We start from the raw sequence: 26301 nt of genomic DNA on the forward strand, positions 1-26301 counted from the left end.
GGGCCCCTGCGCCGTTTCTTGTATCGTTCGGTTCGGGGCCGGTTGGCCCTAGAACGGGATTTCGTCGTCGATGTCGCGCGCCGGTGCCCGTGCGGGGCCCGATCCCGACCCCTGGCTGGGTCCGCCGCCATAACCCGGATCGTCATAGCCGCCGCTGTCGCCGCCATAGCCGCCGCCCGCGCCGCCGCCATAACCACCGCCGCCGCCGCCACCACTGCCGCCGCCCTGCGGGCCGTCCAGCATGACCAGCGATCCGCCATAGCCCTGAAGCACCACCTCGGTGGAATAGCGGTCCTGACCGCTTTGATCCTGCCATTTGCGGGTCTGCAGCTGGCCTTCGATATACACCTTGGAGCCTTTGCGCAGGTATTGTTCAGCCACCCGCACCAGGCCTTCCTGGAAGATCGCGACCGAATGCCATTCGGTCTTTTCGCGGCGCTCGCCGGTGTTGCGGTCCTTCCATGTCTCGGATGTGGCAATGCGCAGGTTGCAGACCTTGCCGCCGTTCTGGAATGAGCGCACCTCGGGGTCGCGCCCCAGATTGCCCACCAGGATCACCTTGTTTACCGAACCGGCCATGCATCTTTCCCTTCGAATCTTATCGGCAGATATTTGCCGCAACCTACACCAGCACGACCGGAACCATAAGGGGGGCATTGGCTTGGGGTGGTCGAATCCTTTCAGGCAGGTATAGTGCACCCAGATTTTGTTGGGACAATTCGGGGTGACGGCATGGTTCGAGTGACAAGGGGCATATCCCTGGGCGTGGTTCTGGCGCTGGTGGCGACCACCGCGATGGCCGAACAGGTATCCACCCAGGGCCGCGCGCGCCTGTTTTCCAGCCAGACGCGGGTGCTCGATACGCGGGCCTCGCAGCAGTACAACAACTCGGTCCGCCTGCAGCCGCCTTCGGTCATCACGCCGACGAAATACGGCACGCTCGAGGGCAGCCTGCCCAAGTATCGCGGCAGCTATCGCGGCGAATATGCCGAAATGGCCCGCGCCGCCGCACGCAAACATGGCGTCCCCGAGGATCTGTTCCTGCGGCTGGTGAACCAGGAATCGCGCTTCAACGCCTCGGCCAGGTCGCACAAGGGGGCGATCGGGCTGGCCCAGCTGATGCCGGGCACCGCCAAGGTGCTGGGGGTCGATCCGCATGATCCGCGCCAGAACCTGGAAGGCGGCGCGCGCTATCTGAAAATGCAGTACCAGGAATTCGGGTCCTGGCGGCTGGCGCTGGCGGCCTATAACGCCGGTCCCGGCGCTGTGAAAAAGCACGGCGGCGTGCCGCCCTACCGCGAGACCAAGAACTACGTCAAGAAAATCTGGGGCAGCTGAACCTTTCGGCCCTGCCTTTGCAAGCCATTGAAAAAACGCCGGGGCCTGACCCCGGCGTTTTGCGTTTCATTCAGCGGCCATCTTGATCACCGGCTCCATGCTGGCGAAATCGGCGTCGGACAGGTGGCATTTCACCTGGTGACCCTCGGCCAGCATGCGCACCGGCGGCACCTCTTTTTCGCACAGGCCCCCGGCGACCTTGTCCTTCCAGCGGCAGCGCGTCTGGAACGGGCAGCCCGGCGGCGGGTTCATGGCCGACGGGATGTCCCCCTCAAGCACGATATGCTGCTTTTGCACCTTGGTATCGGCGATGGGCACGGCGCTCAGCAGCGCCTCGGTATAGGGGTGATAGGGCGGGGCAAAGACCTGGTCGGTGGTGCCCAGTTCGACCACATGGCCCAGGTACATGACCATGACGCGATCGGACAGATAACGCACGATGCTCAGGTCATGGCTGATGAACAGCAGCGTGGTTTTCTGTTCGCGCTGGATTTCCATCAACAGGTCGGTCACCGCCGCCTGCACGCTGACGTCCAGCGCTGACACCGGTTCATCGGCCACCACGATGCGTGCATCGCCGGCAAAGGCGCGGGCGATGCCGACGCGCTGCTTTTGCCCGCCGGACAACTGGCGCGGCATGCGGTCGGCAAAGGCGCGCGGCAGTTTCACCAGGTCCAGCAGCTCCAGCATGCGCTGGCGGCGGTCCTGATCGGTCTTGCCGATGCCAAAGATTTCCAGCGCACGGATGATCTGCCGTCCGACGGTCATCGAGGGGTTCAGCGTGTCGAACGGGTTCTGGAACACCATCTGAACATCGGCGATCGTCTGCGTGTCGCGCTTTTCGATCGGCGTGCTTTCGATGTTGCGGCCATCCAGCAGGATCTGCCCGTCGGTGGCGGTTTCCAGCCCCATCAGAACCTTGGCAAAGGTGGATTTGCCACAGCCCGATTCCCCGACGATGGCCAATGTCTCGCTTTCGCGGGCTTCAAAGCTGAGCGTTTCGTTCGCCTTGACCACCTTTTTCGCGCCCGATCCGCCGAACAGCGCGTTCGAGGCCACCTCGTAGTATTTCTTGAGGTTCTCCATCTTCAGGACAACCTTGCCCGGTTCGGGCTTTTCCTTGGTCTGCACGTTGGCGGGCGGCGCCGCCCAGTCGATTTCATCGACCTTCAGACAGCGCGAGAAATGCCGGTCGTTGCCGCGGATCTTTTCCATCGGGATGCGTTTTTGCGCATCGCAGCGCCCGGCCTCGAAATAATCGCAGCGCGGGCCGAAATTGCAGCCCTCGGGGCGTTCATGCGGCAAGGGAAAGTTGCCGGGAATCGCCACCAGCGGATGCGCGTTCTTGTCGGCACCGGGCAGGGGGATCGAACGGAACAGCGCCTGCGTATAGGGGTGCTGCATCTCGTCAAAGACGTCCTCGATGCTGCCGGTTTCAACCGCCTCGCCGGAATACATCACGCAGATGCGGTCACAGGTTTCCAGAACCAGCCCAAGGTTATGGGAAATGAACAGCATCGAGGTGCCGTATTTCTTGCCCAACTCCTTGACCAGATCGACCACCGCCGCCTCGACCGTCACGTCCAGCGCGGTGGTGGGTTCGTCCAGGATCAACAGGGACGGTTCGGCCATCAGCGCCAGCGCGATGACGATCCGCTGCTGCTGCCCGCCCGACAACTGGTGCGGATAGCTGTTCAGCATCCGCTTTGGGTCGGGCAGTTTCACATCGGTGACCACCTGCAGCGCGCGCTCGTAAGCCTCGTCCTTGGACACGCCCTGATGGATCATCGGGACTTCCATCAGCTGCTGGCCGATCTTCATCGCCGGGTTCAGGCTGGCCATGGGTTCCTGGTAGATCATGGCGATCTCGGACCCGCGGATATCGCGCAGCTCTTCCTGGCTCATCTCGTTCAGGTTGCGGCCCTTGAACTTGATCGAGCCGCCGACGATGCGGCCGTTCTTGCCCAGATCCTGCATCACGCCCAGGGCCACCGTGGATTTGCCGCAGCCGGATTCGCCGACCAGGCCCACGGCCTCGCCGGGCATGACCTTGACGGAAAAATCCATCACGGCGGGGATTTCCCGCAGCCGGGTGAAAAAGGAAATCGACAGCTGGTCGATCTCCAGAATGGGCCCGTCATATGCGTCTTTCATTCCATTTCTCCCTATCGGAGCAGCCGGGAAACCTTTGCAGTTTCCTCTTGCCGAAAATATCTCATTTTTCGCGCGCCCTTGGCGCGGCGGGGTCCGGGGGCCGCGCCCCCGGTCCGACATTCCTCAATCGCGCAAGGATTCCTCGCGCAGGCCATCGGCCAGCAGGTTCAACCCCAACACCAGGCTCAGCAGCGCCAGCGCCGGCGCAATCGCCGGGTGCAGGTAGATCGACAACAGCTTGCGCCCGTCATTGATCGTGGTGCCCCAGTCCGGGCTTTCGGACGACAGCCCCAGCCCAAAGAATCCCAGGGTTCCCAAAAGGATGGTGGTATAGCCGATGCGCAGGCAGAAATCGACGATCAGCGGACCGCGCGCGTTGGGCAGGATTTCCCACAGCATGATGTACCAGGGCCGTTCGCCGCGGGTTTGCGCCGCGGCCACGTAGTCGCGCGTCTTGATGTCCATGGTCAGGCCGCGCACGATGCGGAACACCGTGGGCGAATTGACGAACACGACCGAAACAAAGACCGTCAGCAACCCGCCGTCCATCGGGATGAAATCCAGCGGCCAAAAGCCGATCTTGCTGCCCGGTGCGTTCACGGCCGCCATGTAGACCAGGAACATCGGCGTCAGGATGATTACCAGCCAGGTCAGGTTCTTGGCCGGTTGCGTGCGATAGCGCGAATGGATCAGCCCCCCGGCAAAGATCATCGGAAAGACGAACAGGAAAACCGCCAGGTATTGCGGCAACCCGGTCGCCACGATTTCCGGCGTCACCAGCAGGTAGAACAGCAAGATCACCGGAAAGGCCAGGATCAGGTTGGCCAGAAAGCTCAGAACCGTGTCCAGCCGTCCGCCATAGTACCCGGCGGGCAGGCCAAGGGTGATCCCCACCATGAAGGCGAACAGCGTCGCCATCGGCGCGATGGCGATCACGATGGTCGATCCCTTGACCATGCGCGTAAAGACATCGCGCGCCAGATTGTCGCCGCCCAGCAGGTACCAGGCGTACTCACCCTCTTCGGCGCCGCGCAAAGGCGTGCCGGGCAGCTTGTTCTTCATGCCCGAGGCCTGGCTGAGCGCCTCGTGCGTGGCGATCCAGTCAAAGGCGGCGGTGAAAAAGGCCGTGTAGACCCAGAACATCACCAGCGCAAAGCCGATCATCCCGACGGTGCTGTCGAACAGCTTGCCATAAAGGCCAAGCCGCCGCTTGTAACGGATCGACAGCACAAAGGTCAGCACCAGCGCCACCCAGACCGGGGTGAACTGGCGGCAAACGGCGCCGACGATGCCGGCCTTGGGGCCCATGGCCGCGCCGATGACGATATAGGCCAGCACAAGCGCGATCAGCGCCAGGCCCAGCAGGTTCGACACCGACCGCACCAGACCCCAGACACCGCCAGTGGCGATGATCGTGCCGTCGGCATTGGTCTGGATGCCGGTGTCCGGTTCAAAGACCGACAGCAGCATGCGCAGCGCGATCACGGCGACAAAGGCCGGGACCAGGTAGAAAAGGATCGGATCAAGCACAGCGCCCAGGCTGCCGGTCCATGTAAGCGGTTCCATGAGCAGCCCCTTAGGTTACGCTGATGCGCGGGTTGAGATAGACATAGCCGATGTCGGAAATGAGCTGCGTCACCAGCACCACGATGACCGACACGACCGAGACGCCCAAAAGCATTTCGATGTCGTTGTTTCCGGCAGCCTGCACCAGGTTCCAGCCAAAGCCCTTGTAGCTGAACAGGGTCTCGACGATCACCACGCCGTTCAACAGCCAGGGAAACTGCAGCATGATCACCGTAAAGGGCGCGATCAGCGCGTTGCGCAGGGCGTGTTTCATCACGATGTTGGGAAAGCTCACGCCTTTCAGCCGCGCGGTACGGATGTACTGGGATGTCATGACCTCGGCCATCGAGGCCCGCGTCATCCGCGCGATATAGCCCATGCCATACAGCGCGATGGTCAGCACCGGCAGAAAGAAGTTTTCAAAGGTCGCGTTGTCCATGGCGCTGGCGGCCGATCCCTTGAACAGGGTCTTGCTTTCGATCCAGCCCCATTCGACCAGCAGCGGCGACAGCCCGTATTTCGAACTGGCCAGCAGCGCGATGAAGATCACCCCCGAGACATATTCCGGCGTCGCGGTCGTGGTGATCGAAAAGGTCGACAGGGCGCGGTCGGTGACCGACCCTTCGCGCATGCCCGCCAACACCCCGACGATCAACGCCGAGGGCACCATCAGCACGATCACCCAGAACATCAGTTTGCCGGTCAAGCCCAGACGGGTGGCGACCAGGTCGCCCACGGGCTGTTTGAACTGGGTCGACCAGCCCCAGTGCCCCTGCAGGATGCCGCAGAATTTCGGGGCCTGGTCCAGCGTCATGCCGGGCAGAACGCAGCGCGCGCTGACGTTGCCTTCGCTGTCTTCGATGACAAAGCCGGGCAGCACGCCCAGCCATTCGCCATAGTTGCGCAGCAGCCGCGGATCAAAGCCGGTGTTGACCAGGGATGACGCCTCTTCCTGGGTGATCTGGCCGGACCGGAACTGCGCCAGCACATCGGGATCGACGGGCGAGCGATAGCCGTTGCGGCTCAGCCAGGTGGCGACCTCGATATCCGTCATCCGGAAGTTGCCTTCGGATTTGGCCAGCTTTTCCAGGTTCGGATAGAGGTTCGTCAGGAAGAAGACGATGAAGGTTAGGCACAAAGCGGTGAGCATCATCACACCGACGCGCCTGAGTATGAACAATCCCATGGTCGTCCCTGTTGTTGTGAAAGCAGGGTTTGCCCTGTCTTTTCATTGGGTTCCGATCAGATCGGAAAGGGACGGCCGCCCCGGATGGGGGCGGCCGCCTTGGTCATTGTCAGGCTGCAAAGCCCAGCTTGTAGACGTGGATCTCGAACGAGGGGTGCATTTCGGCGCCCACGATGCCCGGCTTGTAGTGACGGTACAGCGACCGCCAGTACGGCTGGATGATCACGCCGTCGTCCTGCATGATCTTTTCGATGTCCTTCATCACCTCGCGGCGCTTGTCCGCATCGGCGATGGACATGGCTTCGTTCAGCTTGGCGTCGAATTCGGGGTTGGAATAGCCCGCTTCGTTCCAGGCCTCGCCCGACCGGTAGGCCAGCGCCAGAACCTGCACGCCCAGGGGGCGGTGGTTCCATTCGGTGATCGACAGCGGGTACTTGGCCCAGTCGTTCCAGAAGGTCGAGCCCGGCATCACCGTGCGTTCCACCTGGATGCCCGCGTCGCGCATCATCGCGGCGGCGGCGTCACCGGTGTTCTTGGTGAACCCGTCGTCCAGGGTGATCAGCTCGTGCACGAAATCGGCCATTCCGGCCTCTTCGAGCATCGCCATCGAGGCATCGGGGTTGAACTCGGTGCCGCCGATGTCGGCGTATTCGGGGTGAACCGGCGCGACATGGTGGTTTTCCGCCACCACGCCCAGACCGGCATAGCCCAGCTCGAGGCAGGTTTCGTTGTTGACCGCGATCTGCAGCGCCTTGCGCACGCGCACGTCCGAATAGGGCGCAATGTCGCCGACCTTGGTCTGCTGGTTAAAGCGCAGAACCACCGTGGCGCCGGTCACGACTTCGGATTTCTCCCAGCCGATGGCATCGCCGATGTCGATGAATTCGTTGACGTTCTGGTACAGCATGTCGACTTCTTCGGATTCGACCGCCGCGATCCAGGCCGCCGGGTCGGTGCCGTAGTCGATGAACTCGATCCGGTCCAGGTAGGCGCCGCCGATGCCTTCGGCGGTTGCGCCCCACCATGTGTGGTTCTCGTTGCGCACCAGCGCACCCTTGACGCCCACTTCCAGCCCGTCCGGCAGGTAGGGGCCGGTGCCCAGGGCCTGGGTCAGCATGGTGTCGGGGTCGTGGTCCGCGTGCACCACGGCTGCCGGGTAATCGGCCATGCCGACGATGATCGAGATGTCGGGCGTGGGCAGCGTGACCTTGACGGTCACATCGTCGATCTTGGTCACCGCGCCATCGCGCAGCTTGTTGGTTTCGGGATCGACCAGCGACGCCATGCGGCCCGCCATCGAGTTGCCCTCGACCGTCTTGTCACACCAATAGGCGAACATGCGCACCACGTCATCGGCGTTGAAGGCATCGCCGTTGTTCCAGGTCACACCGGGACGCAGGTTCAGCGTGTATTCGGTGGCGTCGTCATTGGTGTCCCAGCTTTCCAGCAACATGCCGCGCAGGCTGCCGTCGCGGTTGTATTCGACCATGTATTCCAGCCAGCCGCGGGTAAAGTTGGAAATCTGCGTCCAGTCCATGGTGCGCGGATCCTTGAGCGCGCGCACCTCTTGCTGGATGCGCAGGGTGCCGCCCTGCTGGGAATGCGCCGCGGCCTGAGCCGGGCTGCCAAGCCCGCCCAGGGCATAGGCGGCCGATGCCGACAGTCCCAGTGCGGTGCTGCGCGCCAGGAATTCACGGCGGCTCAGCGTGCCGGCCTTCAGTTCCTGTGCATACATTTCGGCTGCCGGATGGATCCGGCCGCGCGTTTGCGATTGCGTCATGTTTATCTCCCTGTGACACAAGTTTCGTGGTTTTGGGGTCTTGTTCTTGTCCCTGTGCCGCTTTCGGCGTCCTGGACGTGCCCCCGTGTCCTGCCCATTGCGCATGACTTGCCAAGCCGCGTCAATGATTGCTTTCGCCGTTTCATGGCTCAAAAACGACATGTCCCTTATTCAAATGCGACAATCAAGGGCGCAAATGGACAAGGTCGCGGGAAATGCGTCAGGCGCGGGCCTTTGTCCGGTTGCGCAGCGCGCTGGGGGACAACCCTGTATGGTTCTGCATGAACCGCGTGAAATAGGCCGGAGAGGCAAAGCCCAGGTCGCGCGCCACCTGCTGCACCGTCGGTTTGGGCCGCTCCAGGGCGATGCGGGCCGCGTGCAGCTTGCGTTCGGTCAGGATGTCGGCGGCGGTCCGTCCGCTGCACTGCCGGCATACCCGGGTCAAATGCGTCGGCGTGACGTCCAGCGCCTCGGCGTAATCGGCCATCAGCATCGGGGTGCGATAGTCGCGCGTCACCATCTGGGCAAAGCGCCGGGTCAGCCGTTCGGCAGCCTTTTCCTTGGGGGCGTCGGCGCTGCCGGCGCGCAGCTGGCGGTTCAGCCAGACCCCGACCAGCGACACATGCGCCGCGATGGCATCGTCCAGAAACGGCCGGCGCTGCGCCAGTTCGCGCTGCATGGTGTCGATCGCCCCGGTCAGTTCCGCCTGCGCCAGACTGTCCCGCACCCGCAGCAAAAGCGGCTCTTTGGGCAGGGTGCCGGTCAGCCCCGCGGGGCTTTCCAGATACAGCGCCTGCGCGGTGTTTGGCAGGTCGATGGACATCAGCGTTCCGGCCGGCAGGTACAAGGCCGAGTGCATCGACACGCCGCGCCGGATGCCGTTGATCGTCACGCGCCCCTGGCCGCGGGTGATCCACAGCAGGAAATTCTCGGCGCGGTCATGATGCAGGGTGTATTTCCACGGCGCCCCCTGCGCCGCCAGCCCGAAAGAGCCGCAACTGATCGGCCCCTTGGGGGCGGGGGGCGGCGGCATGGCCTTGCGCAGAAAGGTGGGGACCGTGCTCATGCCAGCACCGATGGATGGATGGTCTGCCAGGCCTTCATGCGGGCCTTGAACCAGGTGCGCTGGCGCTTGGCGAACTGGCGGGTCAGGATGGTGGCGCGGGCGATGGCCTCGGGCAGGGTCATCTGGTCTTGCAGCACGGCGATCAGCTCGGCCGCGCCGATCGCCTTCGAGGCTGGCAGGGCAGGCGACCAGGTCGCAAGATTGGCGCGCGCCTCGTCCAGCGCGCCAGCCGCGACCATCGTGTGAAAGCGGGTTTCGATCCTTGGGGTCAGCCAGTCCTTTGGTGCATCAAAAAGGGCGGTTTGCGCATGATCCAGCGGCAAAAGCGGCGCGGGCGTGTCGTCCTGCCACTGCGCCAGACCTTTGCCGGTGGTTTTCAGCACCTCCCAGGCGCGCATGACGCGGGCCGGATTGCGCAGATCGATTCTGGCGGCGGTCTGGGCGTCCAATTCCCCTGCAATCACCTCCAACCCGTCGCGCTGCAGCCGCGCCTCGCCCATGGCGCGAATGTGCGGAGGCGTTTCGGGGATATCGGCCAGCCCTTCGGTCAGCGCGGTGAAATAAAGCCCGGTGCCCCCGGTGATGATCAACCGCTGGCCGCCTTGCAACAGCCGCGCCACGTCGCGCAGCCATTCGCCGACCGAATAGGGGTGATCCGCGGGCAGGTGCCCATACAGCGCATGCGGCGCCAACGCCGCCTCCTCTGCACTGGGGCGCGCGGTCAGAATGCGCCAGTTTTCATAGACTTGGATCGCATCGGCGTTGACGATCACGCCGCCCTGATCACGCGCCAGCGCCAGCGCAAGGGCCGATTTGCCGCTGGCGGTGGGCCCTGCGATCAACACGTGCCGCGCGGGATCGAACCCACGCGCCACTGCGCTGGCGGCCTCCATCTGCGAGGTTGTCATCGTGCCTTGTCCGTTTCTGCCCCTGGGCTTCGCCGCAACGCGGCGCTCGGCCATTGCAGCCGCTGCGGTTTTGCGCCAAACATGACGCGATCATATCCCCCAGCCAAGACGGAGCGCAACATGAGCGAGAACGGCACGCCACAAACCAAGTTCAATCGCGTGATGTTGAAGATCTCGGGCGAGGCATTGATGGGCCCCCAAGGCTTTGGCCTGCATCCCCCCACCGTCGAGCGCATCGCCAACGAGGTCAAGACCGTGCGCGACATGGGCGTCGAGATCTGCATGGTCATCGGCGGCGGCAACATCTTTCGCGGCCTCGCGGGCAGCGCCCAGGGGATGGAGCGCACCACCGCCGACTACATGGGCATGCTGGCGACGGTTATGAACGCGCTGGCGATGCAATCCGCGCTTGAGGGCTTGGGCGTCTTTACCCGGGTGATTTCCGCGATCCGCATGGACGAGGTGGCCGAACCCTACATCCGCCGCCGCGCCGTGCGCCACCTTGAGAAAAAGCGTGTCTGCATTTTTGCGGCGGGCACCGGAAACCCCTATTTCACCACCGATACGGCGGCAACTTTGCGAGCGAATGAAATGGCTTGCGAGGCGATCTTCAAGGGGACCAAGGTGGACGGCGTCTATGACAAGGACCCGGTCAAGCATGCCGATGCGGTGCGCTATGACAACGTCACCTACGACGATGTCCTGGCCAAGCACCTGAACGTGATGGACGCCAGTGCCATCGCCCTGGCGCGCGACAACAACCTGCCGATCATCGTCTTTTCGCTGGACGAGCCGGGCGGCTTCAAGGGCATCCTGGCCGGGCAGGGCACCTATACCCGGGTGCACAGCTAAGCCCTGGGGCGACGGGCCGCGCGCATGTCGCGCGGCGTTTCCCCGAAGTGCGTGCGATAGCTGCGAGTAAAGGCCGACGGCGACACAAACCCCGTGGCGGTCGCGATGTCCTGCACGCTCAGCTCGGTCTCTCGGACCAGCGCCCGGGCGCGGTCCAGACGCAGTTGCAAATAGGCATGCATCGGCGTGACCCCCAGCCCGTTCTGGCAGCGGGTCCGCATCTGTTTCGGGCTCAGCTCCAGCTCCCGGGCGACGACCTCCAGCGCGATGGGCTGTTCCAGGTTCGAGGCCATGACCGCCTGCATCCGCATCAAGACCGGATCGGATGTCCGGGGCAGTTTCTGGGTTTCGCCGGGCTTTGCCAACGGACCCGGCGAAAAGGCGTCCGAGACTTGCGCCGCCAGCGCCGGGGATGCGGTGCGCCCGATCCAGGCCGAAAGCGCATCGACAACCGGCAACCCACTGCGGGCGGTAAGCCTTTGGCGATCCATACAGAAATTCGCGCCCGAGCGGGCGATGCCGGGCCATTTCCCGCGGTGTTCCACTTGGTCTGCGCCCTCCAGCACCGCCTCGCGCCCCTCAAGGTGGCCCAGTTCGGCCAGGACCAGCGTGCCGGTCCCCAGACCGCCCAGCGTCGATTGCGCAGTGGCGGCGCGGCCAAGGAACCCGCGCAGGCCCATGGGCAGATGCCGCAAGGGCTGGCTGCCGGCACACAACAGGATCAGGTCGATGCTTTCGGCGTCTTGCCAACCGGCCAGATCTGGGGGCAGGGCAACGCCCTCTTGCGTGGTGATCGGCTGGCCGGTGACGGTGCGGCATTGCCACGAAAACAGGTCGCGCCCGGCGCAGCGATTGGCCAGCGTCAGCACCTCGTGCGTCAGGGCATAGGTCAGGATCGGCATTTCCGGGAACAAGACAAGCGACACCTGCATGATGGACTTTCGTGCATGAGTTTGGGCATTTGCGGTCCGGTTCACCCCGGACTTGGGCTTTTTGTGCACGAAAACGGTAAATATATCCTTGCCGTCCAAGATGCTGGGCAATCGGCGCGGCGTGTCGGCAATCCTGCATGAAATCGGACCGTTGCAGCACAAAACGGCAACGGCATGGGCATTTGCCGCATGAAAAAGGGAAGTCCGCCAGATCTGACCGGGGCAAATCGCCACCACGACGCCCTGCCCAGACAGTCTGCCCGGCGATCAACCCCCCGCCGCCGGGGTTTTCGCCGCCAGTCCATTCGGCGCGCCCTATACAAGCGCGACATTCTGGGGTTATAGCAGGAACAGCAAAACACCGCCCCAAGGGGCGCGCCTGGACGATGGGAGAGACGAGCAGATGTCCGATGATTTCGAACTGGATACCGATGATCTGAAACGCCGTATGGATGGGGCGATCGCCAACTTGCGGACCGAATTCGCATCGCTGCGCACCGGGCGGGCCTCGGGCTCGATGCTCGAGCCGATCATGGTGGATGCCTATGGCTCGCAGACCCCGATCAACCAGGTCGGCACCGTCAACGTGCCCGAACCGCGCATGGTCACCATCAACGTCTGGGACAAGGGGCTGGTCGGCAAGGTCGAAAAGGCGATCCGCGAAAGCGGGCTGGGCATCAACCCGCAGCTGAACGGCACCATCATCATGCTGCCGATCCCCGAATTGAACGAAGAACGCCGCCGCGAGCTGACCAAGGTGGCGGGCAACTATGCCGAACACGCCCGCGTCAGCATCCGCAACGTGCGCCGCGACGGCATGGACCAGATCAAGAAGGCCAAGTCCGACGGGATGAGCGAAGACGATCAGAAGTTCTGGGAACAGGAAGTTCAGGACCTGACCGACAAATACATCAAGAACGTCGATGAAGCGCTTGAGAACAAACAAGAAGAAATCATGCAGGTCTGACCCGCGCAGGCCCGCGCCCAGCCCCGGATTGCCGCCCTGCGGCGCCGGGGCGCCGATACGCGGGCCGGCGGCTTTGCCAATGCGGCGCGGATTGTCTATGACCGCCTGCCGACCCGTTTTTCAAGGATTGCCCGATGACCAAACCCTTTCGTGAGACCGATGGCCCGCGCCATGTGGCCATCATCATGGACGGCAATGGACGCTGGGCCACGATGCGCGGCCGGCCGCGCCTGTTCGGCCATCACGCCGGCGCCAAACGCGTGCGCGAGGTCGTCGAGGCCTGCCCCGATCTGGGCATCAAGTACCTGACGATCTTTGCCTTTTCGACGGAAAACTGGAAACGCACCCAGGTCGAGGTCGCCGGTCTGATGAGCCTGTTCCGGCGCTACATCTCGAAAGAGGCGCGGGCGCTGAAAAAACAGGACGTGCAGGTGCGCTTTATCGGCGACCGCGTGCGGCTGGACGACAAGCTGATCAACCTCATGGATGAGCTGGAAACCCTGACCGAGGATTGCACCGGCACCAACCTGACCATCGCGCTGAACTATGGCGGCCGGGACGAGGTGGCGCGCGCCACCCAGCGGCTGGCGCAGGACGTGGCCGACGGCAAGCTGGACCCGGCGCTGGTCGACGAGGAAACCCTGCCGCGCTATCTGGACACCCATGTGCTGCCCGACCCCGACTTGGTGATCCGCACCAGCGGCGAGGCGCGGATATCGAACTTTCTGCTCTGGCAGTCGGCCTATGCGGAATACGAATTCGTCGACACGCTCTGGCCCGATTTCAGCGCCGAGGAACTGGGCCGCCTGGTGACATCCTACGCGCAGCGCGATCGCCGTTTCGGGGCGGTCAAGACATGAGCGGCGCGAACTGGAGCGATCTGCGCACCCGGCTGATTTCGGCCCTTGTCATGGTGGTGATCGGGCTAGCGGCGATCCTTTCGGGGCATGGCGCCTTTGGCCTTTTGCTGGGCGTGGCCGGGATCATCGGCGCATGGGAGCTGTGGCGCATCGCCCGGATCAAACAGCAGGCTGGCGGGCTTGGCCCGTCCGACGTGCGGGCGCTGGCGCTTTATGCGGTGCTGTTCGTGCTGGGCCTTTGGGGGCTTTGGACCGTGTCGGCGCAATTCGGGCGCGGGCTGCTGTTGTACCTTGTGGGGCTGGTGGCGGTGACCGACACCCTTGGCTATTTCACCGGGCGCGCCGTGGGCGGGCCGAAATTCTGGCCTGCGATCAGCCCGAAAAAGACCTGGTCCGGCGTTCTGGGCGGCTGGTTCGGCTCAGCGGTGCTGGCGCTGGTGTCGCATGGCGCGCTGTTTGACGAAGGCCCGGCGCTGATGCCGTTCGTGCTGATCGCGGTGGCGCTGTCCTTTGCCTCTCAGCTGGGCGACATTGCCCAAAGCGCGATCAAGCGGCGCATGGGGGTCAAGGACAGCTCGAACATCATTCCGGGGCACGGCGGGGTTCTGGACCGCTTTGACGGGCTGTTGGCCGTCGGCGCGCTGGCCGCCGTCCTGGGCCTGTTCGGATAGGGCCATGAGACGCATTTCCATTCTAGGGGCCACCGGGTCGATCGGGCAAAGCACCATCGACCTGATCGCCCGCGCCCCCGAAGCCTATGAGGTCGTCACCCTGACCGGCGGCGCCAATGCCGCGCGGCTGGCACGCGATGCGATCCGGCTGCGCGCGCAGATCGCCGTGGTCGCGGACGAGGCAGCCTTGCCGGCCCTGCGCGATGCCCTGGCCGGCACCGGGATCGAGGCCGCCGCCGGGCGCGCCGCCCTGATCGAGGCGGCCGAGCGGCCCGCCGATTGGGTGATGTCCGCCATCGTCGGCGCCGCCGGGCTTGAACCGGGGCTGCGCGCGCTGCAGGGCGGCGCGGCGCTGGCGCTGGCCAACAAGGAAAGCATGGTCTGCGCCGGGCCCTTGATGCTGCGCACGGCGCAGTCGGCGGGCGGGCGTCTGCTGCCGGTCGACAGCGAACATTCGGCGGTGTTCCAGGCGCTTCTGGGCGAAGACATCGCCGCGGTCGAACGCATTGTGATCACCGCCTCGGGCGGTGCCTTTCGCGACTGGCCGCTTGAGGACCTGCACAAGGCAACCCCGGAACAGGCGGCGACGCATCCCAACTGGGACATGGGGCAGCGCATCACCATCGACAGTGCGTCGATGTTCAACAAGGCCCTGGAACTTATCGAAACCAAAGAGTTTTTCCAGATCGACCCGGGCAAGATCGAAACCGTGGTGCACCCGGAATCGATGATCCATGCGCTGGTCGGGTTCAACGATGGCGCGCTGATGGCCCATGTCGGCCCGGCGGACATGCGCCATGCCATCGGCTTTGCGCTGCACTATCCCGATCGCAAGACCCTGCCGGTCGAGCGGCTGGACCTGGTCAAGCTGGGGCAGCTGACCTTTCGCCCGGCCTGCGAAACCCGCTGGCCGGCACTGCGCCTGGCGCGCGAGGTGATGCAGACCGGCGGTCTGAGCGGCGCGGTGTTCAATGCCGCCAAGGAAACCGCGCTGGATGGGTTCATCGAAAAACGCATCAATTTCACCCGCATGGCGGGCGTTGTCGAAGAGGTGTTAACCAGTCTTTCGGCCCATACTGGCCTTATTGATGCCGAAGTTACTCTTGATAACGTGCATCATGCAGACCATCTCGCACGGCAGAAGGCGCGTGAGATAATGACACAATGAGTGCTCTAAAAGGGGGCTGAATTTTGGATATGACCACCCTGATCCCGCAGTTCGGCGGGATGCTTTGGACGCTGATCGCTTTCGTTGTCGCGCTTTCCGTGATCGTGACCATCCATGAATACGGCCACTATATCGTCGGCAAGAAAACCGGGATCTACCCCGAGGTCTTCTCGCTTGGGTTCGGGCCGGTGCTGTGGTCGAAACACGACAGCTATGGCACGAAATGGCAGATCGCGGCCTTGCCGTTTGGCGGATACGTGAAATTCCGCGGCGATGCGAATGCATCGGGCGGGCGCGACGAAGACGTCTACAAATCGCTCGACAAGGAGGCGCTGCGCTCGACCATGGAGGGGGCGCCGCTTTGGGCGCGCACCGCGACCGTGGCCGCCGGGCCGCTGTTCAACTTTGCCCTGTCGATCGTGATCTTTACCGGCGTGATCATGTTCCGCGGCGTTGTCGCCGAACCACTGACCGTGGGCGATCTGCGCCCGCTGCCCGGCGCGCAGGAATTGCAGGTCGGCGACCAGATCACCGGCATCGCAGGCAAGGCGCCGCCGGGTTTCGACGATCCCGTGGCCTACGAAGCCTTTATGAAAAGCCTGCCGAAACAGGCGGTTCTTGACTATTCCGTGCTGCGCGACGGCACCGAGATGACGGTTTCGGGCCCCTATGTCTATCCGCCCTTCGTGACCCAGATCGCGCCGCGCTCGGCCGCGGGGGATGCCGGGATGAAGCAGGGCGACGTGATCATCAGCATCGACCAGGAGCCGGTCTTTGCCTTTGACCAGCTGAAGGACAAGGTCGAAAGCTCGGACGGGGCGACGCTGGCGCTTGAGGTCTGGCGCGATGGTCAGATCCTTGAACTGGACCTGACGCCGCGCCGGGTGGATGAACCGCAGCCCGATGGCGGGTTCGCAACCTATTACCGCATCGGCATCGTCGGCGGCATCCTGTTCGAGCCGGCCACCGTCACCCCCGGTTTCACCGAGGCGCTGTGGGGCGGTGTCAAACAGGTCTGGCGCATCATCCAGGGCTCGATCTCGGGGATCTGGCACATGGCGACGGGGGCGATCAGCACCTGCAACCTGTCCGGGCCCTTGGGCATTGCCGAAACCTCGGGGGACATGGCCAGCCAGGGCACGTCGAACTTCATCTGGTTCATCGCCGTGCTGTCCACCGCCATCGGCCTGCTGAACCTGTTCCCGATCCCGGTGCTGGACGGCGGCCACCTTGTTTTCTACGCCTACGAGGCCGTTTCCGGGCGTCCGCCCAGCGACACGGCGCTGAAAGTTCTGATGACAATGGGGCTGACTGTTGTCCTGGCGTTGATGATCTTTGGCCTGGGCAACGATTTGTTCTGCAACTGACCACAATAAGCGGGGCAGGGGTCAAAATCCTGCCCCATTTACCTGTCAGAAAGGTCCTGCAAACAAAGGGACCGAATCCATGCAAACGATTCACGCCGGATACCGCAGCATGAGCCTGCTTGTCTCGATCAACTGGGACCGGCTGCTTTATATCTCGACCATCGTCTTTGCCCTGTTCTTCGGGGCCTACCTTGGCATGATGCTGGTGTGAACAGGCAAGCGGCGCAGGCGGCCTGGGCCGGTTTGCGCCAATTTGCTGCTCTTACGCTACATCTTGTGCACAAGGGGCGCTTGGGCTTTTGACAAGGCCCACCATTCCCGATAGTGACTTCTTCAGGCATGTCGGAATGGATTGGCGAGAATGGCACAGGTCATTTCCGCGCGTAGCACGCGCAGATTTTTGAAAGCAAATCGGGTTTCCAGGGCTTCCAGGGTGGTGGCGCTGGCTATTGCGCTTGGCGCTGGGGCGGGGGCGGTCACGCTGCCGCAGGTCGCCTATGCACAGAGCTTTGCCTTCAACGCCGTCTCGATCGAGGGCAACGCCCGGATCGAGGGCAGCACCATCCTGTCCTATGCCGGTATCGCGCGCGGCGAACGTGTCAGCGCAGCGCAGCTGAACGATGCCTATCAGCGGCTGATCGGGTCCGGCCTGTTCGAATCCGTTGATCTGATCCCGCAGGGATCGACCCTGGTGATCCGTGTTGTCGAATATCCGACGGTGAACCGCATCAATTTCGAAGGCAACAAGCGGATCAAGGACGAAGACCTGGCCGCCATCGTGCAGTCCGAATCCCGCCGCGTCTTCAGCCCGCGGGTGGCCGAATCCGACGCCCAGGCCATTTCCGAAGCCTACAGCCAGCAGGGCCGCATCGCCGCCCGCGTCACCCCCAAGGTGATCAAGCGCAGCGACAACCGTGTCGACCTGGTGTTCGAGGTATTCGAAGGCGGCGTGTCGGAAATCGAGCGGATCGGCTTTGTCGGCAACGGCACCTATTCCGACCGCCGGCTGCGCCGCGTTCTGGAAACCAAGCAGGCCGGCCTGCTGCGCGCCTTCATCCGCAAGGATACCTTCATCGAGGACCGGATCGAGTTCGACAAACAGCTGTTGAACGATTTCTATGCTTCGCGCGGCTATGTCGATTTCCGTGTCACCGGCGTCAACGCCGAGCTGGCCGAGGAACGCGACGGCTATTTCGTGACCTTCAACATCGAGGAAGGCCAGCAGTTCAAGTTCGGTGAGATCACCGTGACCTCGGATTTGCCCGACGTCGATCCCGAGCTGTTCCAAAGCGTGGTCAAGGCGCGTCCCGGTGCCACCTATTCGCCCAGCCTGGTCGAAAACGAGATCGCGCGCCTGGAACGGCTGGCGATCAAGGAAGGGCTTAACTTTGTCCGCGTCGATCCGCGCATCACCCGCAACGACCGCGACCTGACGCTGGATGTAGAGCTGCAGCTGACCCGGGGCGAGCGGATCTTTGTCGAACGCATCGACATCGAGGGCAACACCACCACGCTGGACCGCGTCGTGCGCGAACAGTTCGACGTGGTCGAGGGCGACCCGTTCAACCCGCGCGCCATCCGCGAAAGCGCCGAACGCATCCGCGCGCTGGGATTCTTTGAAACCGCCGACGTTCAGGCCCGCGAAGGTTCGACCCCCAACCAGGTGATCGTCGACGTCAACGTCGAGGAAAAGCCCACCGGCGCGCTCAGCTTTGGCGGCTCGTACTCCAGCACCGACGGTTTCGGCGCCTCGATTGCCTTTTCGGAACGCAACTTCCTGGGCCGCGGGCAGACTTTCAGCTTTGCCATTCAGACCGCGTCGTCGTCGAACCGCTATTCGCTGGCCTTCATCGAACCGCGGTTCCTGGGACGTGACGTCGCCTTTGGCATCGGGCTGAACTATTCCGAAACCAGCCTGCTGTCGGCCTATTACAACACCGCCGAAGGCACCTTTCAGCCGACGATCACCTTTCCGCTGTCGGAAAACAGCGCGCTGCAATTGCGCTATACGCTGCGCTATTCGGACCTGCGTGACCTGGACCAGACCAACGTCTATAACCCCGCCGCGCCCGACCCCGATGCCACCATCGGCGAGATCATCGGCGCCGAGGGCACGCTGGGCGAACGGTTTGACAGCTCGCTTGGGTATACCTTCAGCTATGACACGCGCCGCACCGGCCTGAACCCCAATGCCGGCGTGCTGCTGGAATTCGGTCAGGATTTCGGCGGGCTTGGCGGCGACACCAATTTCGTGCGTACCAAGGCCCGCGCCGTGGCGCAGACCAAGATCATGAACGAAGAGGTGACCCTGCGTGCCTCGTTCGAAGGCGGCGCCTTGCACTATTCCAAGGGCAGCAGCCGGGTGAACGACCGTTTCGTGATCGGGCCGAACGTGATGCGCGGCTTTGAATACGGCGGCATGGGCCCGCGCGAATACATCCCCGGCACCGACGTCAACGACAAGCTGGGCGGCAATTTCTACGCCGTCGCCAGCTTTGAGGCCGAATTCCCGCTGGGCCTGCCCGAGGAATACGGCATCAGCGGTGGTGTCTTCTATGACATCGGCTCGGTCTGGGGTCTGGACAGCAGCACGGCCAACGTCCTTTACGAAGATTTCAGCGCCCGCCACGTGGTCGGTGTCTCGGTCTTCTGGGATAGCTTCATCGGTCCGCTGCGCCTGAACTTCTCCGAGGCGATCAAGAAGGAAAAGCGCGACGTGCCGCTGAACTTCAACCTGACCGTTTCGACCGAATTCTGATCGGATGCGCCGCTGGCTTGCGTTGCTGGTGCTTGGGCTGTGGCCGCTGGGCCTGGCGGCGCAATCCGTTGGCGGACCGCTTGACGAAGGCGTGATCCAAAGCCCGGTTCTGGTCATCGAATTCGAACGGGTCTTTGCCGAAAGCGATTTCGGCCAGCGCATCATGGCCGAGATCGAGGCCGAAGGCGCGGCCTTGTCGCAGGAAAACCGCCGGATCGAAACCGAACTGGCCGATGAAGAGCGCCGCCTGACGCAACAGCGCGCCACGCTGGCAGCCAAGGATTTCAAGGCCTTGGCCGAGGCTTTTGACGAAAAGGTTCAACGGCTGCGGCGCGAACAGGATGCCAAGGCCCGCGCCGTCAGCGCCCGCCCCGACGAGGCCCGGCGCCAGATGGCCATCACCGTGCAGCCCGTCCTGCAAGAGGTCATGCAAGAGGCCCGCGCCGCCGTGATCCTGGAACGCCGGTCGGTCTTTGTGGCGATCTCCGCTATTGACGTGACCGAATTGGTGACCCAGCGGATCAATGCGCAGATCGGCGATGGCAGCGATCTGGATGACCCCGACAGCGCGCAGCCGACGCAGCCCTGACGCTTGCCCAAACCTTTGCCACTTGCTAGGCAATGGTTCACATCACCGACCCGAGGACACCCCATGACCGATACGCTGCTGAGCGCTGACATCCAGCTGATCCAAAGGATCATCCCGCATCGCTATCCTTTCCTTCTGGTGGATCGCGTGGTCGACATCGACGGAACCAAATCCGGTGTCGGGATCAAGAACGTCACCATGAACGAGCCGCATTTCCAGGGCCATTTCCCGGGCCTGCCGATCATGCCCGGCGTGACCATCGTCGAGGCCATGGCCCAGACCGCTGCCGTCATGGTGGGCGTGGCGCTTGGCATGGAAGACAAGGACATGAAGGTCTATTTCATGTCCATCGACAAATGCAAATTCCGCCGCAAGGTGGTGCCCGGCGACCAGCTGCGCCTGAACCTGACCACGCTGCGCGGCAAGCCCGGCGGCAAGGTCTGGAAATTCGGCGGCGTGGCCGAGGTCGACGGCGAAATGGCCGCCGAATGTGAATTCACCGCCATGATGGACCTGCCGTCTTGACCGACACTGTCATTCATCCCAGCGCCTATGTGGAACCGGGCGCGCAGATTGGCGCGGGCTGTCACATCGGCCCGTTCTGTCATGTCGGCCCCGAGGTCGTGCTGGGCGCGGGCGTCCAGCTGAAATCGCATGTGGTGGTTTGCGGGCGCACCGAGATCGGTGACGACACCGTGGTCTTTCCCTTTGCCGTGCTGGGCGAGATTCCGCAGGATCTCAAGTTCAAGGGCGAAAAGACCCGGCTGGTGATCGGCAAACGCAACCGCATCCGTGAACACGTTACCATGAACACCGGCACCGAAGGCGGCGGCGGCGTCACCCGTGTCGGCGATGACGGGTTGTTCATGGCGGGGTGCCACGTCGCCCATGACGCCCAGGTCGGTGACCGGGTGATCGTGGTCAACAGCGCGGCGCTGGCCGGGCATTGCGTGCTTGAGGATGATGTGATCATCGGCGGGTTGTCCGGCGTCCATCAATGGGTGCGCATCGGGCGCGGGGCCATCATCGGCGCCGTGACCATGGTGACCAACGACGTGATCCCCTATGGCCTGGTGCAGGCGCCGCGCGGCAAGCTGGACGGGCTGAACCTGGTGGGGCTGAAACGCAAGGGCGTCGACCGGTCGGACATCACGGCGCTGCGGGCGGCCTTTCAGATGCTGGCGCAGGGCGAAGGCGCCTTTCAGGACCGCGCCCGCCGTCTGGGCGAAGAAACCCAAAGCGTCTATGTCCGCCAGATCGTCGATTTCGTGCTGGGCGACAGCGACCGGTCCTTTCTGACCCCGGGCTGAGCCGCGTGCTGGCCCTGATCGCAGGGCGTGGGGAATTGCCCCGCGCCGTGGTGCAGGCGCAGGATCGGCCTGTGCTGATCTGCGCGCTGGACGGATCGCCCCCCGACAGTGTCGAGGCCAGCCATGTCTTTGCGCTGGAACGTCTGGGCGGTTTCCTCAGGGTGCTGCGGGCGCGCGGTGTCCGTCAGGTCTGCCTGTGCGGCGCGGTCTCTCGGCCTCGGATCAACTGGTTGCGACTGGATCTGGCGACGCTGGCGCTGCTGCCGAAAATTCGCCGGGCGTTGAAGCGCGGCGACGACGGGGCGCTGCGCATCGCGATTTCGATCCTCGAAGAGGCGGGGTTTCAGGTCATCGCCGCCCACGAGGCCGCGCCGGATCTGCTGCCCGCAGCAGGGTGCCCGACACGGGTGCAACCCGATGACACGGCCCGTCTGGCTGCCGCGCAGGGGGACCGTGTCAGCGATGCCCAGGGCGCGCAGGACCTGGGGCAGGCCTGTGTCGTCACCGACACCCAGGTGCTGGCGCGCGAGGATGCGGCAGGCACCGATGCCATGCTGGCCGGGCTGGGCGCTGCGCCCGGCGCGGTCTTTTACAAGGCGCCGAAACCGGGGCAGGACCGGCGCGCCGACCTGCCGGTGATCGGCCCCGCCACGGCGCAGCGCGCCGCACAGTTGGGGCTGGCCGGGCTGATCATCGAAGCAGGCGGCGTCATGGTTCTGGACCGCGGCGCGGTCATCGACATTCTGGACAAGGCGGGCCTGTTTCTTTGGGTCCGGGAAAGGCCGCTCTGATGCGCGTTTTCATCACCGCCGGAGAGGCCTCGGGCGACAAGCTGGGCGCGGCGCTCATGCAGGGGCTGAAACAGCTGCTTCCGGACGTCAGCTTTCGCGGCATCGGCGGCGCGCGCATGCAGGCCGAAGGGCTGGACAGCCTGTTTCCCATGGATGAAATCAGCATCATGGGGATTTCGGAAATCCTCAAGGAATACAGGCACCTCAAGGCACGCATCCGGCAAACCGCCGATGCGGTCATCGCCGAGCAGCCCGACGTGTTGATCACCATCGACCTGCCGGAATTCTCGCTGCGGGTGAATCGCCTGGTCAAGGCGGTGTCGGATGTGCGCATCGTGCATTACGTGGCGCCGACGGTCTGGGCCTGGCGGCCCAAGCGCGCGCAAAAGATGGCGGCGCATGTCGACCAGGTGCTGGCGCTTTTGCCGTTCGAGCCGCCCTACATGCAGGCCGCCGGCATCGCCTGTGATTTCGTCGGCCATCCGGTGGTCATGGACCCGCAGGCCAGCGACGCCGAGGCACAGGCGTTCCGCGCGCGCCACGGAATCGACGGCGCCATGGCGCTGATGTTGCCGGGGTCGCGCCGCTCTGAAATCTCGCGGCTGTTGCCGATTTTCGCCGAGGTGGCCCGCGCCTTGCAGGCTTTACGCCCGGATCTGCGGATCGTGGTGCCTGCCGCGCCTTCGGTCGCGCAGGCGGTGCGCGCGGCGGTTCAGGACTGGCCCGGCGCACCACTGGTCATCGCCCCGGATCAGGACGACAGCGGCGCGGAAAAACGCGCGGCCTTTCGCGCGGCGGACGTGGCGCTGGCGGCCTCGGGGACGGTCTCTCTGGAACTGGCGGCGGCAGGCACGCCCATGGTGATCGCCTATGACATGAGCTGGCTGTCCCGCCAGATCATCGGCCGCATGTTGCTGGTCGACACCGTGACCCTGGTCAACCTTGTGTCGGAAACCCGCGCGATTCCGGAATTCATCGGCCCGAAATGCCAGCCCGGCCCCATCGCCCAGGCCCTGATCGAGGTGCTGGACAATCCCGCGCGCCAGCAAGAGGCCATGCAACTGACCATGCAGCGGCTGGGGCAGGGCGGTGAATTCCCCGGCCTGCGCGCAGCCCGCGCGGTGCTGAACGGGCTGGCCAGCGGCGCCACCCGCCACTAAGCCAAAGAAAAAGCCCCCGAAAGCCATGCTTTCGGGGGCCTTTCCATGATCGTTCAATGACTTACTGGTTCAGCGACGATGTCTGGTCGTAGGCGGCGGTAAACCCGCTAAGCGACATGTCGACCGATACTTTCTGATCGGGCGCCAGCGCGGGAACCAGGGTCACGCTTGCCTTGGCGCCGGCCTTGAAGCGGGCGATATCCTCGGCGGTGAACCCGACGCGGGCATAGCAGCCGATCGGCGCACAGAACGAATAGTCATACCGCCGCGCCTGGCCGCCATCGACCGAAACGACCAGTTTCTGCGTCAGCAGGGTTTCCAGCGGAACCACAAAGGTGCCGCCTGCAACCGCCTGACCGCCGTTCTGCAGCCGGAAGATGCTGACCTCGGCCACCGATGCGCCGTTGGGGTCCTTGAGCAGCTGGTACATCTGGCAGACGTCTTCGGCCTCGGGGACCTTGAGACACTGCAGCGACCAGTCGCCGAAGGTTTCCTTGATATAGGTTTCGGGCTTTGCCGCGCCGTCTTCGGGGGCACTGGCATCCTCACCCAGGTCCAGCGCGCCACCGATGTTGGTGCTGCCGTCGGACGCAGGGGAATCAGCCGCCTCGGGGGCTGCGGGCTGTTCGGTTTCTGTTGCGGTCTGGGCGAACACGGGCGCCGCACCCAGTGCGGCAACCAGAGACAGAAGAAGAAGCGATCGTGTCATGGAAGTCCTCTGAAATCCTCTTTTATCGTTGGGTCATCGCTTATCATGCGGCGCGGCCAGTGTCAGGATGGAAAAACCTGACCTTGCGGGCGGTTCGCGGATAAGCGCCTGTTTGCATGGAAAAATATTTAAACGAGCCGGCCCATATGAAAAGGGGCCCGAATAGGCCCCTTTCCGCTTCGCTCCCTGTCGGACCGGCCGACTTTTTCATTGATCGGAACGCTAGAAGAAGTGCAGGCGGTGGTCAACAGGCTTTTCACAAAGAAATCATCACCCCCCACTGGACGAAAAAAAACCGCGCCATAAGGCGCGGTCAGTCTGACAGGGAGGAAGTCTGCCCGAGACAGGAGAGGACATGTCATCTCGGACAAATTCATTCTGGCATCAAATGGTTAAGGATGTATGTTCGGGTCGTTCCAATGGGGAGAGCATGGATGACGGATGGCATTTTTGTCGGGGGCGGCGGACCCGAGTATGGCGAAAAGCAATACTTGAGCCTTGGATACGCCAACCGGCACGGGTTGATTGCCGGGGCAACGGGCACGGGCAAGACCGTCACGCTGCAAATCCTGGCCGAAGGGTTTTCCGCCGCCGGGGTGCCGGTCTTCATGGCCGATGTCAAAGGCGATCTGTCCGGCCTTGCGGTGCCGGGCAATCCCGCCGGCAAACTGCACGCCCCCTTCATGGAACGCAACGCCCGGATCGGCTTTGACGATTTCGCCTACCAGGCCTTTCCGGTGACCTTCTGGGACCTGTTCGGCAAACAGGGGCACCCGGTGCGCACCACGGTTTCGGAAATGGGGCCGCTGTTGCTGGCCCGCCTGCTGGAACTGTCCGAAGCGCAAGAGGGCATCCTGAACATCGCCTTCCGCCTGGCCGACGAAGAAGGCCTGCCGCTGCTCGATCTCGAAGACCTGCGCAGCCTGCTGGTCTGGCTGGGCGAAAACCGGGCCGACCTGTCGCTGCGCTATGGCAATATCTCGACCGCTTCGGTGGGCGCGATCCAACGCCGCCTGCTGGTACTGGAAAACCAGGGCGGCGCCAACCTGTTCGGCGAACCGGCGCTGGACCTGGCCGACCTGATGCGCTGCGATGCGGACGGGCGCGGACGGGTCAACATCCTGGCCTCGGACACGTTGATGCAATCGCCGCGTCTTTACGCGACCTTCCTGCTCTGGCTGCTGTCGGAACTGTTCGAGGAACTGCCCGAGGTCGGCGATCCCGACAAGCCGCGCCTTGTCTTCTTCTTCGACGAAGCACACCTTTTGTTCGACGGCGCCCCAAAGGCGCTGGTCGACAAGGTCGAACAGGTGGCGCGCTTGATTCGCTCCAAGGGGGTCGGTGTCTATTTCATCACGCAAAGCCCCGATGACATCCCCGAGGACATCCTTGGCCAGCTTGGCAACCGCGTTCAGCACGCGCTGCGCGCCTTTACCGCGCGCGACCGCAAGGCGCTGCGGCTGGCGGCGGAAACCTACCGCGAAAACCCGCGTTTCAACATCGAAGAAGCCATCCGCGAGGTTGGCGTTGGCGAGGCCGTGACCTCGATGTTGCAGAAAAAGGGCGTTCCCGGGGTCGCCGAACGCACCCTGATCCGGCCGCCATCGTCGCAGTTGGGGCCGATCACCCCGGCGCAGCGCGGCGGGATCATGGGGGCCTCTGACCTGTCGGGCAAATACGACGAAAGGCTGGATCGCCACTCGGCGCATGAAATGCTGCTGGAACGTGCAGAAAAGGCCGCCAGGGCCGCCGCCGAGGCCGAGGCCCGTGAAGAGGAAATGGAAGCCGCCGAACGCGAATACAGCGCCGGCCGTCGGTATTCGGGCACGCGGGTCGGACGCTCCACCGCCCAGCCCAGCCGCAAAACCAGCCGCGACAAAAGCTTTGGCCAACAGATGCAGGACATGGTGGTCAAGGAACTGACCGGCACCACCGGCCGGCGCATCGTACGCGGCATTCTGGGCGGGCTGTTCAAGGCGCGGTAAAGAGGGGGCGCTGCCCCCGCCGCTGCGCGGCTCCCCCGGGATATTTCAGGCACAAAGAAACCAAGGGGGCACACATGTGCTTCTTTGTGCTGCAAATATCCCGGGGGTGAGGCCGAAAGGCCGAGGGGGCTGGCCCCCTTCTTTGGCGGTTCAAAAGCAAAGCGCCCGGGTCAAGACCGGGCGC

The 26301-nt window shown here is 63.8% G+C and carries 24 protein-coding genes; 15 read left to right on the plus strand and 9 right to left on the minus strand.

The annotated features are described in order from the left end of the window. Window positions 1-48: 48 nt before the first annotated feature. A complete protein-coding gene (gene ssb, locus QF118_RS12685) occupies window positions 49-579 on the minus strand; it encodes a single-stranded DNA-binding protein (protein ID WP_282299421.1) in 531 nt (176 codons plus the stop codon). Between the two features lie 153 nt (window positions 580-732). Here ssb and QF118_RS12690 point away from each other — a divergent pair, with 153 nt between their 5' ends. Continuing rightward, a complete protein-coding gene (locus tag QF118_RS12690) occupies window positions 733-1338 on the plus strand; it encodes a lytic transglycosylase domain-containing protein (protein ID WP_282299422.1) in 606 nt (201 codons plus the stop codon). Window positions 1339-1404: 66 nt separating this feature from the next. Here the strand turns inward: QF118_RS12690 and QF118_RS12695 are convergent, their stop codons facing one another. From QF118_RS12695 to miaA, 6 genes are all read right to left on the minus strand, one after another. Beyond that, window positions 1405-3492, minus strand: a complete 2088-nt coding sequence (locus QF118_RS12695; RefSeq protein WP_282299423.1) for a dipeptide ABC transporter ATP-binding protein — start codon at window positions 3490-3492, stop codon at window positions 1405-1407. 123 nt (window positions 3493-3615) lie between these two features. Further along, window positions 3616-5058 (minus strand): ABC transporter permease, encoded by a 1443-nt coding sequence (locus tag QF118_RS12700; protein ID WP_282299424.1) that lies wholly within the window; start codon window positions 5056-5058, stop codon window positions 3616-3618. A 10-nt stretch (window positions 5059-5068) separates the two neighbouring features. Next, window positions 5069-6244 (minus strand): ABC transporter permease, encoded by a 1176-nt coding sequence (locus QF118_RS12705; protein ID WP_282299425.1) that lies wholly within the window; start codon window positions 6242-6244, stop codon window positions 5069-5071. Between the two features lie 109 nt (window positions 6245-6353). Further along, window positions 6354-8024: an ABC transporter substrate-binding protein gene (locus QF118_RS12710; protein WP_282299426.1), complete on the minus strand. Its 1671-nt coding sequence runs from the start codon at window positions 8022-8024 to the stop codon at window positions 6354-6356. 220 nt (window positions 8025-8244) lie between these two features. After that, window positions 8245-9090: a helix-turn-helix transcriptional regulator gene (locus QF118_RS12715; protein WP_282299427.1), complete on the minus strand. Its 846-nt coding sequence runs from the start codon at window positions 9088-9090 to the stop codon at window positions 8245-8247. Next, window positions 9087-9998: a tRNA (adenosine(37)-N6)-dimethylallyltransferase MiaA gene (gene miaA, locus QF118_RS12720; RefSeq protein ID WP_394357059.1), complete on the minus strand. Its 912-nt coding sequence runs from the start codon at window positions 9996-9998 to the stop codon at window positions 9087-9089. The genes QF118_RS12715 and miaA overlap by 4 nt, the downstream gene beginning before the upstream one ends. Window positions 9999-10118: 120 nt before the next feature. On the opposite strand from miaA, the gene pyrH reads away from it, so the two are divergent. Then, window positions 10119-10850: a UMP kinase gene (gene pyrH, locus QF118_RS12725; protein ID WP_282299428.1), complete on the plus strand. Its 732-nt coding sequence runs from the start codon at window positions 10119-10121 to the stop codon at window positions 10848-10850. Here the strand turns inward: pyrH and QF118_RS12730 are convergent. Further along, window positions 10847-11782, minus strand: coding sequence for a GlxA family transcriptional regulator (locus QF118_RS12730; RefSeq protein WP_282299429.1), 936 nt, complete (start codon window positions 11780-11782; stop codon window positions 10847-10849). The two genes, pyrH and QF118_RS12730, sit on opposite strands and share 4 nt — an antisense overlap. A gap of 403 nt (window positions 11783-12185) precedes the next feature. On the opposite strand from QF118_RS12730, the gene frr reads away from it, so the two are divergent. The 12 genes from frr to lpxB all read left to right on the plus strand — a co-directional run bounded on the left by frr (window position 12186) and on the right by lpxB (window position 23423). After that, on the plus strand, window positions 12186-12749 hold the full coding sequence (frr, locus tag QF118_RS12735) for a ribosome recycling factor (RefSeq protein ID WP_282299430.1): 564 nt from the start codon (window positions 12186-12188) through the stop codon (window positions 12747-12749). 134 nt (window positions 12750-12883) lie between these two features. Then, window positions 12884-13609, plus strand: a complete 726-nt coding sequence (locus QF118_RS12740) for an undecaprenyl pyrophosphate synthase (RefSeq protein WP_282299431.1) — start codon at window positions 12884-12886, stop codon at window positions 13607-13609. Further along, the gene (locus QF118_RS12745; RefSeq protein WP_282299432.1) at window positions 13606-14280 is read left to right on the plus strand and encodes a phosphatidate cytidylyltransferase; all 675 of its coding nucleotides are present in this window, start codon (window positions 13606-13608) and stop codon (window positions 14278-14280) included. The genes QF118_RS12740 and QF118_RS12745 overlap by 4 nt, the downstream gene beginning before the upstream one ends. A 4-nt stretch (window positions 14281-14284) precedes the next feature. Beyond that, window positions 14285-15448: a 1-deoxy-D-xylulose-5-phosphate reductoisomerase gene (dxr, locus tag QF118_RS12750; RefSeq protein ID WP_282299433.1), complete on the plus strand. Its 1164-nt coding sequence runs from the start codon at window positions 14285-14287 to the stop codon at window positions 15446-15448. Window positions 15449-15471: 23 nt separating this feature from the next. Next, the gene (gene rseP / locus QF118_RS12755; RefSeq protein WP_282299434.1) at window positions 15472-16815 is read left to right on the plus strand and encodes an RIP metalloprotease RseP; all 1344 of its coding nucleotides are present in this window, start codon (window positions 15472-15474) and stop codon (window positions 16813-16815) included. Between the two features lie 79 nt (window positions 16816-16894). Continuing rightward, window positions 16895-17026 carry a hypothetical protein gene (locus QF118_RS12760; protein ID WP_282299435.1) on the plus strand — a complete coding sequence of 44 codons (132 nt, stop codon included), beginning with the start codon at window positions 16895-16897 and terminating at the stop codon, window positions 17024-17026. A gap of 150 nt (window positions 17027-17176) precedes the next feature. Next, window positions 17177-19573, plus strand: a complete 2397-nt coding sequence (bamA, locus tag QF118_RS12765) for an outer membrane protein assembly factor BamA (protein WP_282299436.1) — start codon at window positions 17177-17179, stop codon at window positions 19571-19573. A gap of 4 nt (window positions 19574-19577) precedes the next feature. Then, complete coding sequence (locus tag QF118_RS12770) at window positions 19578-20162, plus strand: OmpH/Skp family outer membrane protein (protein WP_282299437.1); 585 nt, start codon at window positions 19578-19580, stop codon at window positions 20160-20162. 63 nt (window positions 20163-20225) lie between these two features. Beyond that, window positions 20226-20687: a 3-hydroxyacyl-ACP dehydratase FabZ gene (fabZ, locus tag QF118_RS12775; protein WP_282299438.1), complete on the plus strand. Its 462-nt coding sequence runs from the start codon at window positions 20226-20228 to the stop codon at window positions 20685-20687. Continuing rightward, the gene (gene lpxA / locus QF118_RS12780) at window positions 20684-21472 is read left to right on the plus strand and encodes an acyl-ACP--UDP-N-acetylglucosamine O-acyltransferase (RefSeq protein WP_282299439.1); all 789 of its coding nucleotides are present in this window, start codon (window positions 20684-20686) and stop codon (window positions 21470-21472) included. Before fabZ ends, lpxA begins: the two co-directional genes overlap by 4 nt. Before the next feature lie 5 nt (window positions 21473-21477). After that, window positions 21478-22263 carry an LpxI family protein gene (locus QF118_RS12785; RefSeq protein WP_282299440.1) on the plus strand — a complete coding sequence of 262 codons (786 nt, stop codon included), beginning with the start codon at window positions 21478-21480 and terminating at the stop codon, window positions 22261-22263. Next, window positions 22263-23423, plus strand: coding sequence for a lipid-A-disaccharide synthase (gene lpxB, locus QF118_RS12790; RefSeq protein ID WP_282299441.1), 1161 nt, complete (start codon window positions 22263-22265; stop codon window positions 23421-23423). Before QF118_RS12785 ends, lpxB begins: the two co-directional genes overlap by 1 nt. A 61-nt stretch (window positions 23424-23484) precedes the next feature. Here the strand turns inward: lpxB and QF118_RS12795 are convergent, their stop codons facing one another. Next, window positions 23485-24132, minus strand: a complete 648-nt coding sequence (locus tag QF118_RS12795; RefSeq protein WP_282299442.1) for an invasion associated locus B family protein — start codon at window positions 24130-24132, stop codon at window positions 23485-23487. A 434-nt stretch (window positions 24133-24566) separates the two neighbouring features. Here QF118_RS12795 and QF118_RS12800 point away from each other — a divergent pair, with 434 nt between their 5' ends. Then, window positions 24567-26117, plus strand: a complete 1551-nt coding sequence (locus QF118_RS12800; protein WP_282299443.1) for a helicase HerA-like domain-containing protein — start codon at window positions 24567-24569, stop codon at window positions 26115-26117. Window positions 26118-26301: the final 184 nt, after the last annotated feature.

Origin of the sequence: Tropicibacter oceani (assembly GCF_029958925.1) — a bacterium.
In the GTDB taxonomy this organism is placed as follows: Bacteria; Pseudomonadota; Alphaproteobacteria; order Rhodobacterales; family Rhodobacteraceae; genus Pacificoceanicola; species Pacificoceanicola oceani.

Bases quoted from the DNA above. Each gene is read 5' to 3' on its own strand.
- QF118_RS12745 (WP_282299432.1), top strand. From the start codon at position 13,606: ATGAGCGGCGCGAACTGGAGCGATCTGCGCACCCGGCTGATTTCGGCC.
- QF118_RS12710 (WP_282299426.1), bottom strand. From the start codon at position 8,024: ATGACGCAATCGCAAACGCGCGGCCGGATCCATCCGGCAGCCGAAATG.
- pyrH (WP_282299428.1), top strand. From the start codon at position 10,119: ATGAGCGAGAACGGCACGCCACAAACCAAGTTCAATCGCGTGATGTTG.
- QF118_RS12730 (WP_282299429.1), bottom strand. From the start codon at position 11,782: ATGCAGGTGTCGCTTGTCTTGTTCCCGGAAATGCCGATCCTGACCTAT.
- ssb (WP_282299421.1), bottom strand. From the start codon at position 579: ATGGCCGGTTCGGTAAACAAGGTGATCCTGGTGGGCAATCTGGGGCGC.
- fabZ (WP_282299438.1), top strand. From the start codon at position 20,226: ATGACCGATACGCTGCTGAGCGCTGACATCCAGCTGATCCAAAGGATC.
- QF118_RS12695 (WP_282299423.1), bottom strand. From the start codon at position 3,492: ATGAAAGACGCATATGACGGGCCCATTCTGGAGATCGACCAGCTGTCG.
- frr (WP_282299430.1), top strand. From the start codon at position 12,186: ATGTCCGATGATTTCGAACTGGATACCGATGATCTGAAACGCCGTATG.
- QF118_RS12740 (WP_282299431.1), top strand. From the start codon at position 12,884: ATGACCAAACCCTTTCGTGAGACCGATGGCCCGCGCCATGTGGCCATC.
- QF118_RS12705 (WP_282299425.1), bottom strand. From the start codon at position 6,244: ATGGGATTGTTCATACTCAGGCGCGTCGGTGTGATGATGCTCACCGCT.
- QF118_RS12760 (WP_282299435.1), top strand. From the start codon at position 16,895: ATGCAAACGATTCACGCCGGATACCGCAGCATGAGCCTGCTTGTCTCG.
- QF118_RS12690 (WP_282299422.1), top strand. From the start codon at position 733: ATGGTTCGAGTGACAAGGGGCATATCCCTGGGCGTGGTTCTGGCGCTG.
- QF118_RS12795 (WP_282299442.1), bottom strand. From the start codon at position 24,132: ATGACACGATCGCTTCTTCTTCTGTCTCTGGTTGCCGCACTGGGTGCG.
- dxr (WP_282299433.1), top strand. From the start codon at position 14,285: ATGAGACGCATTTCCATTCTAGGGGCCACCGGGTCGATCGGGCAAAGC.
- miaA (WP_394357059.1), bottom strand. From the start codon at position 9,998: ATGACAACCTCGCAGATGGAGGCCGCCAGCGCAGTGGCGCGTGGGTTC.
- lpxB (WP_282299441.1), top strand. From the start codon at position 22,263: ATGCGCGTTTTCATCACCGCCGGAGAGGCCTCGGGCGACAAGCTGGGC.
- QF118_RS12715 (WP_282299427.1), bottom strand. From the start codon at position 9,090: ATGAGCACGGTCCCCACCTTTCTGCGCAAGGCCATGCCGCCGCCCCCC.
- QF118_RS12770 (WP_282299437.1), top strand. From the start codon at position 19,578: ATGCGCCGCTGGCTTGCGTTGCTGGTGCTTGGGCTGTGGCCGCTGGGC.
- bamA (WP_282299436.1), top strand. From the start codon at position 17,177: ATGGCACAGGTCATTTCCGCGCGTAGCACGCGCAGATTTTTGAAAGCA.
- QF118_RS12700 (WP_282299424.1), bottom strand. From the start codon at position 5,058: ATGGAACCGCTTACATGGACCGGCAGCCTGGGCGCTGTGCTTGATCCG.
- QF118_RS12800 (WP_282299443.1), top strand. From the start codon at position 24,567: ATGACGGATGGCATTTTTGTCGGGGGCGGCGGACCCGAGTATGGCGAA.